This window comes from Nocardia goodfellowii, from assembly GCF_017875645.1.
Taxonomy (GTDB): Bacteria; Actinomycetota; Actinomycetes; order Mycobacteriales; family Mycobacteriaceae; genus Nocardia; species Nocardia goodfellowii.
In genome coordinates, this window is record NZ_JAGGMR010000001.1 from 7,866,480 (window position 1) to 7,883,450 (window position 16,971).

Genomic DNA, 16,971 nt, shown 5'->3' on the forward strand with positions numbered 1-16,971 from the left:
GTTGAAACAGGGAACACCGTCACGAATAGCCGATCTCCTGGGAGGCTACCGGAAATTTGCTGGAATCTCAGCAACCTTTGACACGAGAGATTTTCGCAGCTCAAAGCAGCACTATTAAGTTGTCTAAATATTTGCTGAATTCAGCCTGGCGCACCTCGGACAAGAAGCGCGCCTCACTTGACCGTGACCCGCACCCGCACCGCGTCGTCATCGGTCCCCTGCAAGGCCTGCGAGATCAGTGTGCTGAGATCGAGTTTCGGCGCACTGGAGGTGACCGCGTCGGCAAGTGGCCGCAGCCCGGGAATCAGCGCCCGCAATTCCGGCCCGACCTCGTTGAGCCACCGGGTGACCTGCTCCAGAAACGGCACCAGCCCATTGCCTTCCAGATACATCTCCGGCGCATTGCCGGTGGCGACGACCCGGCCCACCGCCTCCACCAGTCCGTCGAGCACCTTGCCGAATTCGACGAAGTTCGGCGCCGCGTCCGACAGCGCCGGATTCGCCCAGTCGATGTCCTTGGCGGCGAACTGGAAACTGTTGAGCAGTTCGGCGATCTTGGGCGAGCGGGTCATGATGGTCGCGGCCAGCAGGTCACCGGAGCGGGCCAGCTCCGGCATGACGGCCTCGGTCCCGGTGAGCGCTGTGCTCATGGTTCGCACCAGCGAATCGACTACGGCCGGGTCGAGCTGGTTCATGGTCTTGGTGACCATCCGGGCCACCTCGGCGATGGACAGCGGCGTGCGCACATCGGCGGTGTCCAGGCGCTGCCCGTCGCGCAGGTAGGGGCCGCCGGCCCGCTTCGGGACGAACTGCACATACGGCTCGCCGAGCGCGGAGAGATGTTCGATGGTCACCACGCTGTCGGTGGGCAGCCGCTGGTCGGCGTCGATTCGGAAGCCGACCTCGACACCGGCCGCGGTGCTGTCGACCGAGGTCACCTTGCCGACCGCGATGCCGGTGAGCAGGATCGGCGATCCGACGCCGAGCCCGCCCGAATTCTTCAGCACCATAGAAGCGTCGGTGTAGTCGGCGAACGGGTCGTAGCGCACCACGCCGAAGGTGAGATAGGCCGCGCCGAGGACCAGAATGGTGGCGATACCGGCGAGTGAGGCCAGTGAACCCGGCTTGATCTTCATCGCACAACTCCGATCATGCGCAGTGCCTGCACCATCCGGTCCACCTGTTCGGCGTCGGCCTCCGGCGAATTCACCCGCACGCCGGTGACATTCACCTTCGGTCCCCGTTCGGCGAACGGAATCACCTTGTCGCGCAGGAACGCGACCAGCATGGCCAGGTTCGACGGCGAGCGCAGATCCAGCGGACCACCGGTGGCCAGCGGCACGAACGCCTTGGCCGCGGCGTCGCCGGAGCGCGCCAGCGGCGCGAGCCATACCAGCGACTCACCGACCGGTCCGAGCACACCGAATATCTTTGTGACACCGTCGATCGACTGTGCGGCCCCGTTCACCCGCTGCACCGACTCGGCGCTGAGGATGTTGTCGAGTTCAGGCCGAAGATCGTGCAGCACTTGAGCATTGGTGCTCAGCCCGGCCAGTGCCTTGTCCACCTCGTCCAGATGCGCGGCCAGGTCCGCGGCGTCGGCGCCCAGCACCTGGGAGATCCGCGCGGTTTCCCGCGGATCCTGCGGCAGCACGGTATTGAACCGGTTGATGATGTCCTGCAACTGGCCGATGGCACCGCCCTGCACGAACAACGCCATGGCGGACATGGTGTCCTCGAGCTGCACCGGCGGGCGGCTGTGCGCCAGATCGATGACGGCGTCGGAGCCGAGCAGCCGGTCGAAACCGTCCGGGGGCGTGGTCAAGGCGATGTGGATGTCACCGAGCACGGTGTTCTGCCGCAACTCGGCGATGGTGCTCGTGGGCAGGCGCACCGACTCCGAGATCTCGGCGTCGACCACCACGTAACCACCGCGCCCGGCCGGGGCCCGGTCGGCGGGAACCACCGTCACCTGTTCGACGGTGCCGACCTGCGCGCCGTTGGCGATAACCTTCGCCCGCGCGGGCAGATTCAGCACATTCGCGAACTCGATCTTCAACCGGTAGGTCGGGCCGGGGACCGAGGTGCCCGGCACCGGCACCGACGACGGGTCGAATCCGCAACCGCCGACCGCGACCGACGCCGTGAGCGCCAGCGCCAGCGCGGTGCGCCGCACGAGCTTCCCCGCCGGAATCCGCAGAGTCACGGTTCTCACTGCGCACCAACCGATCCCAGCACCAGCTGGGTCAAGGAAACATGCAGCATGCCGTCCGCCGCACCCGCGCACCGCCCGGGGCTGATGGCATCGAGCGCGGCACACACCTGCTCCGCGTTCTGCTGCGGTATCGCGACTTTCGGTGGCGCGTAACTGATTCCGACCGCGCCCGTCTGCGGATCCAGCACGCTGCGGAACGCCGTCGCGACCACCGGCGTGGTCAGCACGATGTCGCGCAACGACCCGACATTGGCCCGCAGCAGCTTGATCAACGGCACGCTCTGGTCGAGCAGCGCACCGATCTGCCCGCCGAACATGGTGGTGATGTCATTGAGCATCGGCAGCAATTGCCGGAGCCCGTCGAACAGTTCGGTGCCCGGTCCGAGCAGTTCGGTATTCGCTTGGTGCAGCGCTGGTCCCAGCCTGGTCAGCATGGACTGCAAGTCACCCCAGTGCTTCTGCACCTGCACCGACACCGACGCGAACGCGTCGAAAATCCCCGCGAGGTTGGCGATATCGGCGTCCGGCGTCTTCAGCGCCGAGCCGAGCTTCATGATCAGCTCGTTGATCTGCGGACCGGTGCCCGCGGTCGCCCGGTCCAGGGCGGACAGGCCGTCGGCGAGCGAATTCGGCTGCGCCGGGTCGGGTCCCACGATCTGATCGGACAATTGCGCCAGCGCGGTGAGGGTTTGGGTAAGGCTCTTCGGAGTCAGCGTCTTGGTGAGGCAGCCGCTGTCCCAGCGCGCGGTGTCCTTGCCCGAGGACAGCACGGCCAGTTCCCGGTCCGCGACGACGGTGTCGGAGACCGTGGTGGCCGCGGCGTCGGCGAGCACCGGATGAGCCGCGTCCACCTCGAAGTCGACGCGCACGTCGGCGCCCTGGTTACGCACCGAAGTCACCGTGCCGACGGTGATACCGCGCATGGTCACCTGATTGCCTTCGTACAACCCGATGCTGTCCGGCATGATCGCGCAATAACTCCGCGTCTCACGCAGCGGATCGAAGGCGACGAAGTAGCCCGCGATCGCGAGCACGGCGATGACGACGGCCCCCGCGATCGACATGAACGCCTGGCTGCCGAGTACCCGGTTCAGCATCAGCACTCCTTCCCGGGTAGCGGCACACACACTCCGGCCGGCGCCGGGACGGTGGCGCCGGACTGGTCGATGACGAGCCCGCCCTCGGGGATCGCCAGCTCCTTCAGCTTCGAGGTCAGCGCGTGCGCGGAGGCGATCATCGGGTCCAGCCGGCCGCCCATCTCCTCCAGTTTCGGCAGCGCGTCGGCGAGCTGCTGCGCCCGGGGCTTCAGGGTGGAATCCCAGGTCGGCGCCAACAGCGCGAGCCGCTGCACGACGCTGTTGAAAAGCGCCACCGCCTCGCGCATTTCGGCGCGCTTGTCCACGAGCGCGGTCTCCAGCTGGTTCGCGCTGTCCATCAGCCGCCGCAGATCGCCCTTGGCGCCGTCGTACATCCGCACGTATTCACTGGCGACGGAGATGGCATTGGACACCTGGGTGCGCTGACGATCGATGGCGTCGATGTAGCTGCCCAGGGTGTCGAGGGTGGTGCGCACCGCTTCGGGGGCGGCCGCCACCGACTGGTTCAGGGTCGCGAGATTTTCCCGCAGCGTATTGCCGTCGATCTTGCTCAGCGGTGTGGTCGCGTCCTGGAAGGTCTGCACCAGGCTGTAGGGCAGGCGTACCCGGTCCGCGGGAATCGCGTTGCCGCCCAGCGGTTTGTCGCCGGCCGGGAACAGCGCGACGTAGTGGCCGCCGACCACGGTCAGCATCCGCACGTCCAGCGAGCTCTTGTCGCCGACGAACACGTCGTTGTCGACGGTGAACTTCATGACGACCTTGTCCGGCTTCAGCTCCAGCGAGGTCACCGAGCCGACCGAGACACCGGCCAGGCGGACGTCGTCACCGGTCTTCACCGACTGCGCCTCGGACAGCTCGGCGGTGTAGGTGGCCTTGCCGAACGGCACCACGTACAGCGCGCCGGCCGCGACGATGCCGATCACCAGCAGCGCCACGCCGACAATGCCCAACCGCACCTCACGGCGACGCTTCGCCGTGTCGTCGAGCACGCGCCGGTCGCCGCCGAGCAGGCGGGAGATCATGCCTGGCATATCGACACCTGCTGTCCGGCGATGAGCACCCGCAGCGGGGCCGGGACCTCCGCGGACCCCTTGCTGCACTGCGGTTTCCAGCCCGCGACGGTGTGCGGCAGCGCGTTGTCGACGGCGTCGAGCAAACCGGGCAGCTTGCCGAACACCTCGACCGCCTGCTGCGGATCGGGGAACAACCGGCGGATCTGCGCGTCCAGATCCGCCGCGCCGTCCTGGTCCAAGCCGAGCGTGCTCAGCAGCCGGTCCACCGGTCCGAGCACCGAGGGCGCGGTCATCGCGAAGCGTGCCAGGCCGCCGATGTTGTCTTGCAGCGAGACGAAGATGTCGGTCAGCCGCGCCAGCAGCGGCACCAGGTAGTGCACGCGCCCGCCGACCCGGTCGGCGATATCGGACATGTTCTTGACCAGTGTGCCGATCACCTGCTGCCGGTCGCCGACATACTTGCTGAGTTCGGCGATGGACTCCATCGCCGGGCCCAGCCCGTTGCCGTCCCCCTGCAGCACCGCGAGCATGTTCTCGGTGAATTTGTTGACCGACTCCGGCGACATGGTCGCCAGCACCGGCTTCAGTCCGTTGAACAGGCTGGTCACATCGAAGGACGGAATCGTCATGTCGGTGCCGATGGTCGCGTCGTCGGCCAGCCGCAGACCGGGATTCGGCTGCTGTTGCAGGTCGATGTAGCGCTGCCCGGTGAGATTCTGGTACCGGATCGCCAAGACCGAGTTGTCGTAGACCGGCGTCGAATCCCGCACGGTGAGACGCACTTTCGCTTTCACACCGGCCAGCGAAATGCGCTCCACCTTGCCCACCTGCACGCCGTACATGCGCACGTCGTCACCGGCCTTGAGACCGTTGGCGTCGAGGAAAAGCGCGTCGTGGGCGTGCGTGTCACCGTCGACCGGGCGCTTGATGGCGGTGAGCACCAGGGCCAGGACCACCATCATCACGCCCGCGAACACCACCAGCCGCCAAGCCGCCGCACGTACCGTCATCGCGGACCTCCCTGACCGAACAGCGGCACCGCGATACCGGGCACGTTCGCTAGCTCGACCTCCAGATTCAGCACCGGGCCGTCCGGCGTCTCCGGCATGGCCGCGCGCAACCGCTCCAGCAGCAGCCGCAGCTCCGCGGCGGACTGTTGCGGTCGCGGCACCATCTGCGCCAGCACGGTCAGCATCGGGGCGAGCATGTCGGTGGCCTCCGCCAACTGCGCGCCGGCCGCCGTCACCGTGGTCGACAGCCCCGGCAGGATCTTGCCGGTCAGCGCCGCGACGCCCACGTCGTATCGATCCTTGTCGGTCTGGATGATCCGGATGTCGTGGATCTGATCGAGGATCTGGATGGTCGCGCCCGCGAACGCGCCGCCGCCGTCGAAGGCCGGGCCCAGCTTGCCGAGCAACTCCGAGCTGGGCATGTTCTGGTTGTCGGCGATGATCTTCGACACCGTGATCAGCGCCTCCACCAACGGGGTCATCGCCTTGAAGTCCGCGGACACCTGTGCGATGACCGTGGCCAGCTGCGGTGTCAGCACGGCCGCGCCGACCTGGGACAGACTGCGCAGAATCGAACCCATGGTGGCGTCGTACACGCGATCCGCCCGCGGTCCGGTCAGATCGATGACGCTGCCCGGCCGCAGCGGCGAACCGCCCGTGCCACGCAGCAATTCGAGTTCGCTGATGCCGAACAGGTTGGCGGGCGCGTAATCCACGCGCAGGCTGTCGTCGATGCTGTGCAGCCGGTTTTCGTCCAGCCGCACCATGATTCGCTGCGTGCCGCGGGCATCCGGGGAGACTTCCTCGACCTTGCCCACCTGCACGCCGTCCAGGCGCACCTGGGTGCCCGCGCTCACACCGTCGCCGACCTCCTCGGTGTGCAACGCGATGCGCAACCCGTCCTCGGTGCGCAGATTCCGATACAGCGAGGTCGCCAAGGCCACCACCGCGATGATCGCGACGAGCACCACTCCGACCGTGCGCGCTTTCCTCTTGTCCGCGGCGACGCCGGGCAAACCGTATTCAGGCACCACTCACCCCGTAAAACTGATCGCCGAGTTGAAACCCCACAGCACGATGGACAGCACCATGTCGATGGCGATGATCGACACGAAACTGGCCCGCACCGCCCGTCCGGACGCGATACCCACGCCTTCGGGACCGCCCGTGGCGAAGAAGCCGTAATAGCTGTGCACCAGAATCACCACGGTCCCGAAAATGGCCACCTTGATGACCGCGGCGATGACGTCGAACCCGGCGACGAACTGGAAGAAGTAATGGTCGTAGACGCCCGCGGACTGCCCGTGCACCAGCGTGATCAGCCCGCGGCAGGCGGCGTAGGACAGGATCAGCGCGATCAGGAACGTCGGCACGATGGCCAGCGCACCCGCGATCACCCGGGTGGTCACCACGAACGGCACCGAGCGCAGGCCCAGCGACTCGATGGCGTCGATCTCCTCGGAGATGCGCATGGAGCCGATCTCGGCCGTGATCCGGCAGCCCGCCTGCGCGGCGAACCCGACCGCGGCGGCGATCGGCGCCAGCTCGCGGGTGGTCGCGTAGGCGGAAACCACGCCGGTGACCGGGCCCATCCCCAGCATGTCCAGCGTCGCGAACGACTCGACGGCCACCGAGGCGCCCATCACCAGGCCGAGCACGATCATCATCGGCACCGTGCCGCCGCCGACCACGATGGAGCCGCGGCCCCAGGTCATGTCGGTGATGGCACGCATGGTTTCGCCGCGATACCGCTTGAGCGTCAACGGGACGGCCGCGAGCACCTGCCAGACGAACACGGCGATGAAACCGAGCATGTCGACGGCGCGGACCACGCGGCTACCGCGCCGGAAGTACCGGCGGACCCAGCGAAAACCCTTGGGGGCGTAGGCGGAGGTCGTCATCTATGCCAGCTTCGTGGGTAGGAACATGGCGGTGACCTGGGTCATCGCCAGGTTCACGATGACGATCGAGACCACCGACAGCACCACGGCCGCGTTCACCGCGTCGGCCACACCGCGCGGCCCGCCTTTCGCCTCCAGTCCGCGCTGGCAGGCGATGATCACCACGAGGAACCCGAAGATCAGGGCCTTGAGCAGCGAAACCCACACGTCCGCGGTGGTGGTGAAGGAGCCGAAGGTGGCCCAGTAGCTGCCCGGCGTCACACCCTGTCCGGCGATCGCGACCGCGTATCCGGCGAGCACGCCGACGAAGATGATGAGGATGTTGAGCAGCGGCGCCACCAGCAGCATGGCCGCCATGCGTGGGATCACCAGCCGATGAATCGGGCTGATACCCATGGTGTGCAGCGCGTCGATCTCCTCGCGGATGGTGCGCGCGCCGAGGTCCGCGGCGATCGCGGCGGCGCCCGCGCCGCCGAGCAGGAAGCCGGTGGCCATCGGGGCGCCCTGCTTGATCACGCCGAGGCCGCCGGTCGCGCCGAGCAGCGAATCCGCGCCGAGGGTGTGGATGAGGTTGCCGACCTGGATCGAGACGATCACGCCGAACGGGATCGCGATGAGAATCGCCGGAATGGTGGTGACCGTGATCAGGCGCCAGGCTTGCAGGATGGCCTCGCGCCACTGGAACTTGCCGCGCGCGATATCGCCGGCCGCGCCGGTCACCGATTCCTCGGCCATGCCCACCGCGCGACCGAAGGTACGCAGCGACGACACCACGGTGTCGGAGAAATTCTTGCGGACGACCTGCGCCGGGGATTCGCGGCGTTTCTCCTGCCGCAGCAGTTCCAGCTGTTCCAGGGCTGCGCGGGTATCCGAGGTCATACGCGAGTTCCGTGGCCCGCGCCGAGGGCACGGGTTGTGTCGAAGTTCATCAGGTATCTCTCCGAATCCGGCATCATCGCCAACTCAGCCAAGCTAATAGGTACTCTAGGTCACAACAAAATCGCGGCCATGTGACGATGGTCACTTACTCGCCGGTTCGAGCTGTCGTGAAGTTATTCGTGCAACGCATCACTAATTTGTGACGGCTGCGGCATCCATCACAAAATCGCAGAACAGCGATAGATTCCGCATTCTTTTCGGCCTGCCACACCGAAGCGCGAACCCGGCGAACAGGACGCCTACTGCAGTCGAGGGATTCAACCCCGTTGCACACTCCGGCACTACTTCACCGGCGCTTCAGTTAGCTGAACAATTGCTTATGTGGGTTTCAGCAAACTCCGGACATGCTTTCCACCGAGGCGGCACCAGACAGAACGCCCACCGAAAGGCCAGGAAATACCGCTAATTTCCGGCTAATCCGCAATTAGGATCGGCGGAATGCGACTTCGGCTGTCTCATGTGGCCCTGTTCGGCCTCGCGATCCTGCCGGTGGCGACCGCCTGCACCTCACCGTCACTGGCCGAGTCCCCCGCGGTATCCGCCGCAGCTCCAGGTACTTCCGCACGTGAGGGCGCGTTCGGCAACTTCGGCACCGTGCACCCGCCGGGCAGCTCCGCCGACGCCGAGACAGTGCTCGAGCTCGACGTCGCGCAGGAGACCATGCGCTGCACCGAGACCTCCGACGAACAGTGCCTGCAAATCCGCCGCGACCCGAACGGCCCCTGGGAGCTCTGCTACGACGGGATCGACGGATTCGACCACGATCGGGGCTACCGCTATCACCTGCGGGTGGAGCAGAGTCCGGCCGAGAACCCCCGGGCGGAGGCGCCCGCGTGGCGGCTGCTCGAGGTGCTCGACAAACAGCGCGTCATCTCCGCGACCGGTTCGCCCCTGAACAACACCGGTCTGGAGGGCCCCGCGCGCTGATATCGGCGCGATAGCTCGGCGCTATGAGAAGGCGCGCAGCGCAATCGAATACAGCTCCCGCGCCGGACCACTGAGGCGCTGACCGACCGGCCACACCGCACGCAGACTGCGGCGCAAATCCAGATCGGGTATCTCGGGAACCACCAGGTGGCCCGCGGCGACGTCCGAAGCAACGGCGAGCGAACTCAGGACCGAGACACCGACATCCGCGGCGACCGAGGTTTTGATGGCGGTGGTGGAGGACAGCTCCAGCGCGATATTCGGCACCCAATCCGGAAGAGCTTGCGCGACAACGGTTTCGAAGAGCGTGCGACTGCCCGAACCGGGCTCGCGCTGAATCAGCGGGGTCGCCGCCAGCTCGGCCAGCCCGACCGAACCGCGGCGAGCCCATTCGTGCTGTGGCGCGACGACGACCACCAAGGTGTCGCGAGCCACCTCGTGACTCTCCAGGCCCGGAAAGGGCTGCGGGCTCTCCACGAATCCGATTCCGGCCTTACCGTCGAGCACCGCCTGCGCGACCTCGACGGAGTTGCCGGCCTCCAGCGCGATGGTGACCTCGGGCGCGGCCGCGCGCATCGTCATCAGCCAACCCGGAAACAGGTACTCGGCGACGGTCTGGCTCGCGGCTACCCGCAGCCGCGAATCGCGTTCGGTGCGCAGTGTGTCGAGGCCCGCGTCCAACTGCTCGGCCGCGTCTATCACCCGCCGTGCCCACTCGGCGATCAACGCGCCCGCGGGCGTGGGCCGGGAACCGAGCGTTGTCCGTTCCAGCACCGCCGTTCCGACCAGCCGCTCCAGATAGCGAATACGCGAGGAGGCCGACGGCTGACTGATGCCGTGCGCCTGCGCCGCGCGACCGAGGCTGCCCAGTTCGATGACCGAGAGCAGCAGATCCAGCGCGGCCAGATCCGGTACGCGCGGCGACAAGGGCATAGATCCACTCTATGCATCCATAGCAAAGCGACGGCTACTGGACCACCGGAGCGGCGGCGATGCTGAAGTCATGACCGCCACCGTGACCTCGCGCCCCCTCGGTTCGCGGCGCCTGTTCGGCGAGCTGGACCGCGATTCGCTCCGCCACCTCGGACCCAACTGGTTCGCCGCCGTGATGGGTACCGGCATCGTCGGCAATGCCGCGGCCACCCTGCCGTGGCAGCTTCCCGGATTGCGCGACGCGGCGCTCGTCGTCTGGGGCGTCGCGGCCTGCTTCCTGATCGGGTTGAGCGGCGCCTACGCGGCGCATCTGATCCGCTTCCCGGAGGACGCGCGCGCCCACCGGCACCACCCGGTCATGTCCCAGTTCTTCGGCGCTCCGCCGATGGCACTGATGACCGTAGGCGCGGGAACGCTACTGCTCGGCAAAGACCTGATCGGCCTGGGCGCCGCGGTCGCCGTGGACTGGGTGTTGTGGTCGGTGGGCACCGTGCTCGGGCTGCTCACCGCGTTCACCATCCCCTACCGGATGTTCACCCGGCACAAGATAGACCGTGATGCCGCGTTCGGCGGCTGGCTGATGCCGGTCGTGCCGCCGATGGTCTCCGCCGCCATGGGCGCACTGCTCGTCCCGCACACCCCGGCGGGGCAACCCCGGCTGACCATGATCATCGCCTGCGTCGCGATGTTCGGCCTGTCGCTGATCGCGGCACTGGTCACCATCACCATGATCTGGTCGCGGCTGGTGCATTTCGGCGTGTCCCAGGGCGGCATGGTGCCGACGCTGTGGATCGTGCTCGGCCCGCTCGGTCAGTCGGTGACCGCCGCCGGCCTGATCGCCAACGCCGCACCCAGCGCGCTACCCGACCTCTACACCAAGGGCTTGACCGTCTTCTCGGTCATCTTCGGCATCGTCGTCTGGGGTTTCGCCATGCTCTGGCTGGCCCTGGCCGTCGCGGTCACCTATCGGGCACACCGCGCCGGCGAACTCGAATTCAACCTGACCTGGTGGGGTTTCACGTTCCCGCTGGGCACCTGCGTCACCGGCAGCGCCGTGCTCTTCACCCACACCCGCGCCTACCTGTTCGCGTGGGTCGCGGTCGCGCTGTTCGCGCTGCTGGCCGGCGCCTGGGCCGTGGTCGTGGCGAAGACCCTGCGCGGACTGTCCAGCGGAGTACTGCTTACTCCATCCCCGGCACCCGCCCACTGAGCTGGTCGTCAATCCAGCAGGGGGAACTTCCCCGACCGCAGCAGCGCGCGGATCGCCTGCGTCTTCGCTCGCGGCGCGGCGTAATCGGGGTGGGCGCGGAGCACGGCGGCAGCATCGTGCAGCCGGATCATCTGGGCTTCGGCGTCGATGACCGTGCGTCCGCCGGGAGCGATCCGATGGGCCGTGTACACCGGGTCGCGGCGGTCGACGCGGTCCGATCGCAGGGCCTGCTCCACTCGCCGCGAACAGCGGCACACAGCCTGCGGGTTGGCTATGCCGCAGGTGGCGTCCAGGAAGGAGCCGATGCGTTTCTTGGCGCGCTGCAGGCGTTTCCGGTAGGCCGCCGGGGTGACGCCGAGAATGTAGGCGGCATCGGTGGAATCGAGTTCGAAGACGTCACCGAGCACGAAGGCGATCCGTTCGTCGCGGACCAGGCACTGCAGCATGGCCTGGCTGCACTGCAACCGGACCTCACCGGACAACAGCGCCGCGTCCGGGCCGCGATAGTCCTCGATCGCCAGGCCGTCGGCCAGCCGATCGGCGAACTCAGCCAGGTCGAGTTCGGCCCGCTCCTGCGGCGACTGCCGGCGCAGGTTGATCAGATAGTTGACACCGACCCGGTACGCCCAGGTCAGCAGTTTCGCCTCGGCTCGCCAGGTGCCCAGATGCCCGAGGACGCGCAGCAGGATCTCCTGCGTCGCGTCCTCGGCTTCGGTGGGGCGGCCGGTCATGCGAAGAGCCAAGCGGTACAGCGGATCCTGGAGTCCGCGCACGATCTGAGCGATCGCGGCCTCGTCCCCCGCGACCGCACGCTCGACCAGTACCGCCTCGCTGTCCACCCGGCCATTGTCGCGCGATCAGGACACTTCGGCGCTTTCGGCCGGCGCGTGCCTGTCCAGCCAGGCCGCGATGGCCGCGCCGATCTCGTGCGGGCGGTCCTCCGGAGCGTGATGCTTGGCGGGCGGGATCGAGACCTTCTCGGCGTCGGCGAACGTAGTCGCGGCCCAGTCCACCGCCGCCGCGGCGTCGCCCTGCCCGTTCTCCAACGCCATGATCAGCTTCGGGAATTCGGTGGCGCTCGCCAGATACCGACCGTAGTTCGCCACGATGGCGACCACGTCGGCCGGTGCGCCGTCGAGCGGAATCTCCCTGGGCCACGCCAGCAATGGCTTGCGGGAGGCGGGCGTCGGGTACGGGGCGCGGTAGACGTCGTGGTCCTCCTGCGACAGGTTCGTCACCTGCGCGGGCAGATTGAATTCGATGAACATGTTCTGCTCCAGCACCATTCGCTCGCCTTCGGCGCCGCGGTATGCGGCGAACAGTTCCCGGGCCTGCGGCGGCATCTCGGCAGCACTCCCCGGACGCAGGAAGGTTTCCAGTACGGCGAGACCGCGGACCCGGCCGGGATGACGTGCCGCCCAGTCCATGGCGAGCGCGCCGCCCCAGTCGTGCCCGACCAGGATCACCCGGTCGAGGTTCAGGGCCTCGAACCAGGCGTCGAGGTAGCGGGCGTGGTCGGTGAATCGATATGGGCTGTCGGGCTTTCCGGAGGCGCCCATGCCGATGAGGTCGGGCGCCAGTACCCGGGTCCGGTCCGACACATGCGGGATCACGTTGCGCCACAGGTAGGACGAGGTCGGGTTGCCGTGCAGGAACACGACGGGGATCTCGCCGGATCCGGTGTCGTGGTAGGAGAGGAATGAATCGAGAACGTCGACGGTGCGCACGACGGTGGTCCTTTCTCGGATTGGTCGAGCTGCTGACACCTGGTTTCGACACAGGTTCGCCGGCGACTGTGACAGCATTAGGAGTGACGTGCGTCACCAGCTGTGCCTAACCTCATACGCGGCATTGCCTTTCAGCGCGGTTGCGGCGAGTTACCTTGACGCCGTTCACGATTGCAGGCGTTAGGAAAAACTGATGAAGGTCACGGCCCCACGGCTGTCTCTGCTCGGCCGTGCGGCCGGGATATGTGTCGCGCTGGCCCTCGCCGGGGGATGCGGCTCGGCCACGAAAGTCTCGCCCCCGCCGCCCGATTCTCCGGGCAATCCCACGGGTTCGGCCGCCGAGATCACCGAGATGGTCGACCGGCTGCCGGTCGCCAAGGAAGCGGCGATGAGCGGTTACGACCGCGAGAAGTTTCCGCACTGGGACACGAACAAGGCCGAACACGGCTTCGGCGCGGAGTTCGCGCAATACGCCAAATGCACGACCCGCGAGGTGATGATGCTGCGGGACGCCGTCGGCGCGGTCACCCTCGATGCGAAGAGCTGCAAGATCACCGTCGGCAAGGACGGTGGCTGGCGCGACGAATACGGCTTCCTCGACGCCAAGACGGGGCAGATGAAGCCGTACAAGTGGATGACCGACCCGGCTACGGTCGACGCCGAGCACATTGTGCCGCTGGCCGAGGCCTGGCGTTCCGGCGCCGCGTCCCGCGACGAGGACACCCGCCGGCGCATCGCCAACGATTCGCTCAACCTGGAGGCCTCCGACCCGTCGGCCAACCGCTCCAAGGGTGATCAGGACGTCGCGAATTATCTGCCGCCGGGCACTTTCCGGTGCGCCTACATCGATCGATACGTGCGCGTGAAGATAAAGTACGCACTGACCGTTGATTCCGCCGAACAGTCCGCTCTGCGCACCGCGGTCGCGGATTGTGTCGCTCGAGGAGAGTTCAAATAAGCGACATCATCGAGATCCCAGCCCAAGCCGCCGTCATGACCGAAGAGGAAGGCACAGTCTCCGGTGATCTCGACGTCACCGTCGATTCCGCCGGAAAGGGCCTGGTCCGCTACCGGGGCAACAAGACCTGGTACACCATCGGCAATATCGCCGCCGAACCGCCGCGCACCTGGCAGACCGCCGCCGAACTGGCGGCGGCGATCGCCGCCGGAGCGGGCGCGCGCGACGCCGCCGGCAACACCGTGCCCTTCGAAGCCTGAACTCAGGCGGAGACGCGGTGGCCCGCGGCCTCGAGCACGGCGGTAGCCGCCTCGAGTTTGCCTTCCGGGACCAGGACGAGGTCGGCGTGATAGGTGGAGGCGACGAACACCGAGATCTTCGCCTCCGCCAGCGGACCGATCAGCGCCGCCAGCATGCCGGGCACATCGAGCCCGTGCGCCGACGCCCCGCCGTAGAACCCGACCCACTTCTCGGCATCGACCCACGGCGGCGCGTCCCGGACCACCGTGAGGCCCTCCGGCGCCCGCACCAGCGCGATCCATTCGTCGTCCTCGGGAAAGGTCGCCTCCGGAAAATGCTCGATCACGAACCGCGAGGGCACGACATTCAGGCGCTGCGACATCCCGTCACCATAGACAACGCCGCCTTCGTTCACATCGTGACAACCACTTTGCCGAACGGATCACCCGCCGCGAAGTAGGCGTACGCCGCCCCGGCCTGATCGAACGAGAAGGTGCGATCGATGACCGGGCGCACACGGTGTTCGGTGATCGCCTGGTTCATCGCTTCGAAGTGGGCGCGGCTACCGACGGCGATGCGGCGGATCGACAGGTAGGAACTGCCGAACGGATTGCCGTCGCCCGCGGTGATTCCGGGGCCCGGCCAGGCGCCGATCATGGTGAGCCGGGCGTTGTAGGCGCCGGCGGCCACCGATTTCGGCAGGGTGGGCATGCCGACGGTGTCGACGATGTGGTCCGCGCCGTCGCCGCCGGTCCGGCGGGCGACTTCCTGCTCCCAGTCCGGTGTTTCGGCGCGCACGATCACCTCTTCGGCACCGAGTTCACGGAACCGTTCCGCTTTTTCGGGAGTGGAGGTGACGGAGATGATCCGGCCACCGAGCATCCGGGCGTGCTGCACGGCGAACAGGGCGACGGCGCCGCTGCCGACGGTCAGTACCGTCTCGCCCGCGCGCACCGGGACCGGGGTGGTCAAGGCCGCCCAGGCGACGACGCCCGCGCAGGTCAGGGTCGCCGCTTCGGCATCGGTGAGGTGGGCCGGAACGTGCACCACCGAATCCTGTTCGAGCAGGGCGTAAGTGGCGAGCATGCCGTCGCGGTTCGCACCGTACTGTTCGGCGGCGTGCGCCCGGCGTTGCGGGCCGTCGACCCAGCGCACGAAGTATGTCGCGGTCACGCGGTCGCCGACTGCTGCCCGAGTCACTTTGTCCCCCAGGGCGATCACCGTGCCGACACCGTCGGACAACGGGACGACGCCGGGTGTCGCGGGCAGCGGATAGGTGCCGTCCATCAGCATGAGATCCCGGCGGTTCAGCGCAGCCGCGCGGACTTCGATGAGTACCTGGTGCGGGCCTGGTTCGGGCAGTTCCTGCGTCCACGCCGCCAGGCCGGCGCGGCCGCGGGTCGGATCGAGATGGTAGGCAAGGCCGTTCATGGGTGTCCCTTCGCGCCGGGCTGCCCGGCGCTGTTCGTGCGGTGCGTCAACCGATGTACTGGCTGTCGAGACGGATGCGTTCCTGCTCGTCGAAGGCGATGACGTCGTAGCCGCCGCCGGCGACGGTGCCGTCGGCGGCGACCATGTCCCAGCCCAGGCCGACCAGGCCGGTCGACAGCTGGGTGGCGGGACCGCGGCTGACGAATCGGTGACCCGCCAGGACGAACATCTCGTAGGCGCGGGTGATGCGGCGCTCCAGGGCTTCGTGGCCGCGCACCTGCACGGGCGGGATCGGAAAGGCCAGTTCGGCCAGCGCCTTCCGCATTGCCTCCGGCGGATCGATCAGTGACTGCATGCCGTCGGCGGCCCAGAGTTCGTGAATCAGCTTCTGCCGCAACTGGTTGTCGGGTTCGTTCCACATCGCGACGTAGCGGTCGGCGAAGGCGGTCAGGTCGCTCTCGTTCGGTTGCTTGCTCATGGGATCGAGCTTGCGGGAGCGCGTGCGGCGGTGCGATTCCCTGCGGGGAATGGTGCGCGGCCATCCGATCGGATATCACTGGACGCATGACCACTGTGGAGGCGACCGCGTTCGCACGCCAGCTCAAGCATTGGCGCACCCTGCGGCGGGTCAGCCAGCTGGACCTCGCGATCCGCGCCGAAACCAGCCAGCGGTACCTGAGTTTCCTGGAGCAGGGCCGCTCCAGACCCGGCCGCACCATGGTGGTGCGCCTGGCCGAATCGCTGGAGCTGTCCCTGCGTGAACGCAACGACCTGCTCCTGGCCGCGGGATTCGCGCCGATATTTCCCGAATCACGGTTGGACACACCCGAATTGGCGCCGGTGAAAGCCGCGCTGGAGCGGATCCTGAATGGGCATCTGCCGTATCCCGCCGTCGTCATCGCACGCTATGGCAGGTTGGTCGCGGCCAACGCCGCCTTCGACCTGCTCACCGCACCGGCCGCCGCACATCTGCTGACACCACCGATCAACGTGCTGCGCTTGGCATTACACCCGGAAGGTTTGGCGCCACACGTGCTCAATCTGCCGGAGTGGGGCCGCCATGTCACCGAATCGCTGCGCGGGCGAGTCCTGCGCAGCCCCGACCCCGCCCTGCACGACCTGATCGCCGAGCTGGAAAGCTATCTGCCCGAGTCGAATCCGGGCCCCGACCACCTCGGCTTCGCCGTCCCGCTGCGCCTGCGCCGACCCGACGGTGAACTCCAGCTCATCACTACCATCACCTCGTTCGCCACCGCCGTCGACATCACCCTGGCCGAACTGCACCTCGAAGCGTTCCTCCCCGCCGACGACTACACCGCCGCCTACCTGCACCGCCGATACGGACAGCACTAGCCGGACCCGCCCGCGCT

At 67.4% G+C, this 16,971-nt stretch carries 19 protein-coding genes; 5 read left to right on the forward strand and 14 right to left on the reverse strand.

Annotation, left to right across the window (positions count from 1 at the left end):
* Positions 1–173 precede the first annotated feature (173 nt).
* Genes BJ987_RS36515 through BJ987_RS36550 form a run of 8 tightly spaced genes read right to left on the reverse strand, consistent with a single transcriptional unit; the run spans position 174 to position 8,115 of the window.
* Positions 174–1,136, reverse strand: a complete 963-nt coding sequence (locus tag BJ987_RS36515) for an MlaD family protein (protein ID WP_245366300.1) — start codon at positions 1,134–1,136, stop codon at positions 174–176.
* Entirely contained in the window at positions 1,133–2,215 is a 1,083-nt protein-coding gene (locus BJ987_RS36520; protein ID WP_307869866.1) for an MlaD family protein, read from the reverse strand. Before BJ987_RS36520 ends, BJ987_RS36515 begins: the two co-directional genes overlap by 4 nt.
* Entirely contained in the window at positions 2,212–3,312 is a 1,101-nt protein-coding gene (locus BJ987_RS36525; RefSeq protein ID WP_209897572.1) for an MlaD family protein, read from the reverse strand. The genes BJ987_RS36520 and BJ987_RS36525 overlap by 4 nt, the downstream gene beginning before the upstream one ends.
* On the reverse strand, positions 3,312–4,343 hold the full coding sequence (locus tag BJ987_RS36530) for an MlaD family protein (RefSeq protein ID WP_209897573.1): 1,032 nt from the start codon (positions 4,341–4,343) through the stop codon (positions 3,312–3,314). Before BJ987_RS36530 ends, BJ987_RS36525 begins: the two co-directional genes overlap by 1 nt.
* A complete protein-coding gene (locus BJ987_RS36535; RefSeq protein WP_209897574.1) occupies positions 4,331–5,335 on the reverse strand; it encodes an MlaD family protein in 1,005 nt (334 codons plus the stop codon). Before BJ987_RS36535 ends, BJ987_RS36530 begins: the two co-directional genes overlap by 13 nt.
* Entirely contained in the window at positions 5,332–6,366 is a 1,035-nt protein-coding gene (locus BJ987_RS36540) for an MlaD family protein (protein WP_209897575.1), read from the reverse strand. Before BJ987_RS36540 ends, BJ987_RS36535 begins: the two co-directional genes overlap by 4 nt.
* Before the next feature lie 3 nt (positions 6,367–6,369).
* Positions 6,370–7,236 (reverse strand): MlaE family ABC transporter permease, encoded by an 867-nt coding sequence (locus BJ987_RS36545; RefSeq protein ID WP_209897576.1) that lies wholly within the window; start codon positions 7,234–7,236, stop codon positions 6,370–6,372.
* Complete coding sequence (locus BJ987_RS36550) at positions 7,237–8,115, reverse strand: MlaE family ABC transporter permease (RefSeq protein WP_245366301.1); 879 nt, start codon at positions 8,113–8,115, stop codon at positions 7,237–7,239.
* 498 nt (positions 8,116–8,613) lie between these two features.
* Between BJ987_RS36550 and BJ987_RS36555 the strand changes: the two genes are divergently transcribed.
* Complete coding sequence (locus tag BJ987_RS36555; protein ID WP_209897577.1) at positions 8,614–9,102, forward strand: DUF4377 domain-containing protein; 489 nt, start codon at positions 8,614–8,616, stop codon at positions 9,100–9,102.
* A gap of 21 nt (positions 9,103–9,123) precedes the next feature.
* Here the strand turns inward: BJ987_RS36555 and BJ987_RS36560 are convergent, their stop codons facing one another.
* Positions 9,124–10,035, reverse strand: a complete 912-nt coding sequence (locus tag BJ987_RS36560; RefSeq protein ID WP_209897578.1) for a LysR family transcriptional regulator — start codon at positions 10,033–10,035, stop codon at positions 9,124–9,126.
* Between the two features lie 70 nt (positions 10,036–10,105).
* Between BJ987_RS36560 and BJ987_RS36565 the strand changes: the two genes are divergently transcribed.
* Positions 10,106–11,245: a TDT family transporter gene (locus tag BJ987_RS36565; RefSeq protein ID WP_209897579.1), complete on the forward strand. Its 1,140-nt coding sequence runs from the start codon at positions 10,106–10,108 to the stop codon at positions 11,243–11,245.
* Positions 11,246–11,253: 8 nt separating this feature from the next.
* Here the strand turns inward: BJ987_RS36565 and BJ987_RS36570 are convergent, their stop codons facing one another.
* Both BJ987_RS36570 and BJ987_RS36575 read right to left on the reverse strand, forming a co-directional pair.
* On the reverse strand, positions 11,254–12,084 hold the full coding sequence (locus BJ987_RS36570; protein ID WP_209897580.1) for an RNA polymerase sigma factor: 831 nt from the start codon (positions 12,082–12,084) through the stop codon (positions 11,254–11,256).
* A gap of 18 nt (positions 12,085–12,102) precedes the next feature.
* Complete coding sequence (locus BJ987_RS36575; RefSeq protein ID WP_209897581.1) at positions 12,103–12,972, reverse strand: haloalkane dehalogenase; 870 nt, start codon at positions 12,970–12,972, stop codon at positions 12,103–12,105.
* Between the two features lie 193 nt (positions 12,973–13,165).
* Here BJ987_RS36575 and BJ987_RS36580 point away from each other — a divergent pair, with 193 nt between their 5' ends.
* Together BJ987_RS36580 and BJ987_RS36585 are read left to right on the forward strand one after the other, a co-directional pair.
* Positions 13,166–13,930, forward strand: coding sequence for an HNH endonuclease family protein (locus BJ987_RS36580; RefSeq protein ID WP_209897582.1), 765 nt, complete (start codon positions 13,166–13,168; stop codon positions 13,928–13,930).
* Between the two features lie 35 nt (positions 13,931–13,965).
* Complete coding sequence (locus tag BJ987_RS36585; RefSeq protein ID WP_209897583.1) at positions 13,966–14,190, forward strand: hypothetical protein; 225 nt, start codon at positions 13,966–13,968, stop codon at positions 14,188–14,190.
* A gap of 2 nt (positions 14,191–14,192) precedes the next feature.
* Here the strand turns inward: BJ987_RS36585 and BJ987_RS36590 are convergent, their stop codons facing one another.
* The 3 genes from BJ987_RS36590 to BJ987_RS36600 are packed head-to-tail and all read right to left on the reverse strand — an operon-like array spanning position 14,193 to position 16,079.
* A complete protein-coding gene (locus BJ987_RS36590) occupies positions 14,193–14,552 on the reverse strand; it encodes an ACT domain-containing protein (protein WP_209897584.1) in 360 nt (119 codons plus the stop codon).
* Between the two features lie 29 nt (positions 14,553–14,581).
* The gene (locus BJ987_RS36595) at positions 14,582–15,601 is read right to left on the reverse strand and encodes a zinc-dependent alcohol dehydrogenase family protein (protein ID WP_245366303.1); all 1,020 of its coding nucleotides are present in this window, start codon (positions 15,599–15,601) and stop codon (positions 14,582–14,584) included.
* Between the two features lie 46 nt (positions 15,602–15,647).
* Positions 15,648–16,079: a hypothetical protein gene (locus tag BJ987_RS36600; protein WP_209897585.1), complete on the reverse strand. Its 432-nt coding sequence runs from the start codon at positions 16,077–16,079 to the stop codon at positions 15,648–15,650.
* A gap of 86 nt (positions 16,080–16,165) precedes the next feature.
* On the opposite strand from BJ987_RS36600, the gene BJ987_RS36605 reads away from it, so the two are divergent.
* Positions 16,166–16,954 carry a helix-turn-helix domain-containing protein gene (locus BJ987_RS36605; protein WP_209897586.1) on the forward strand — a complete coding sequence of 263 codons (789 nt, stop codon included), beginning with the start codon at positions 16,166–16,168 and terminating at the stop codon, positions 16,952–16,954.
* The last annotated feature ends 17 nt before the right edge of the window (positions 16,955–16,971 follow it).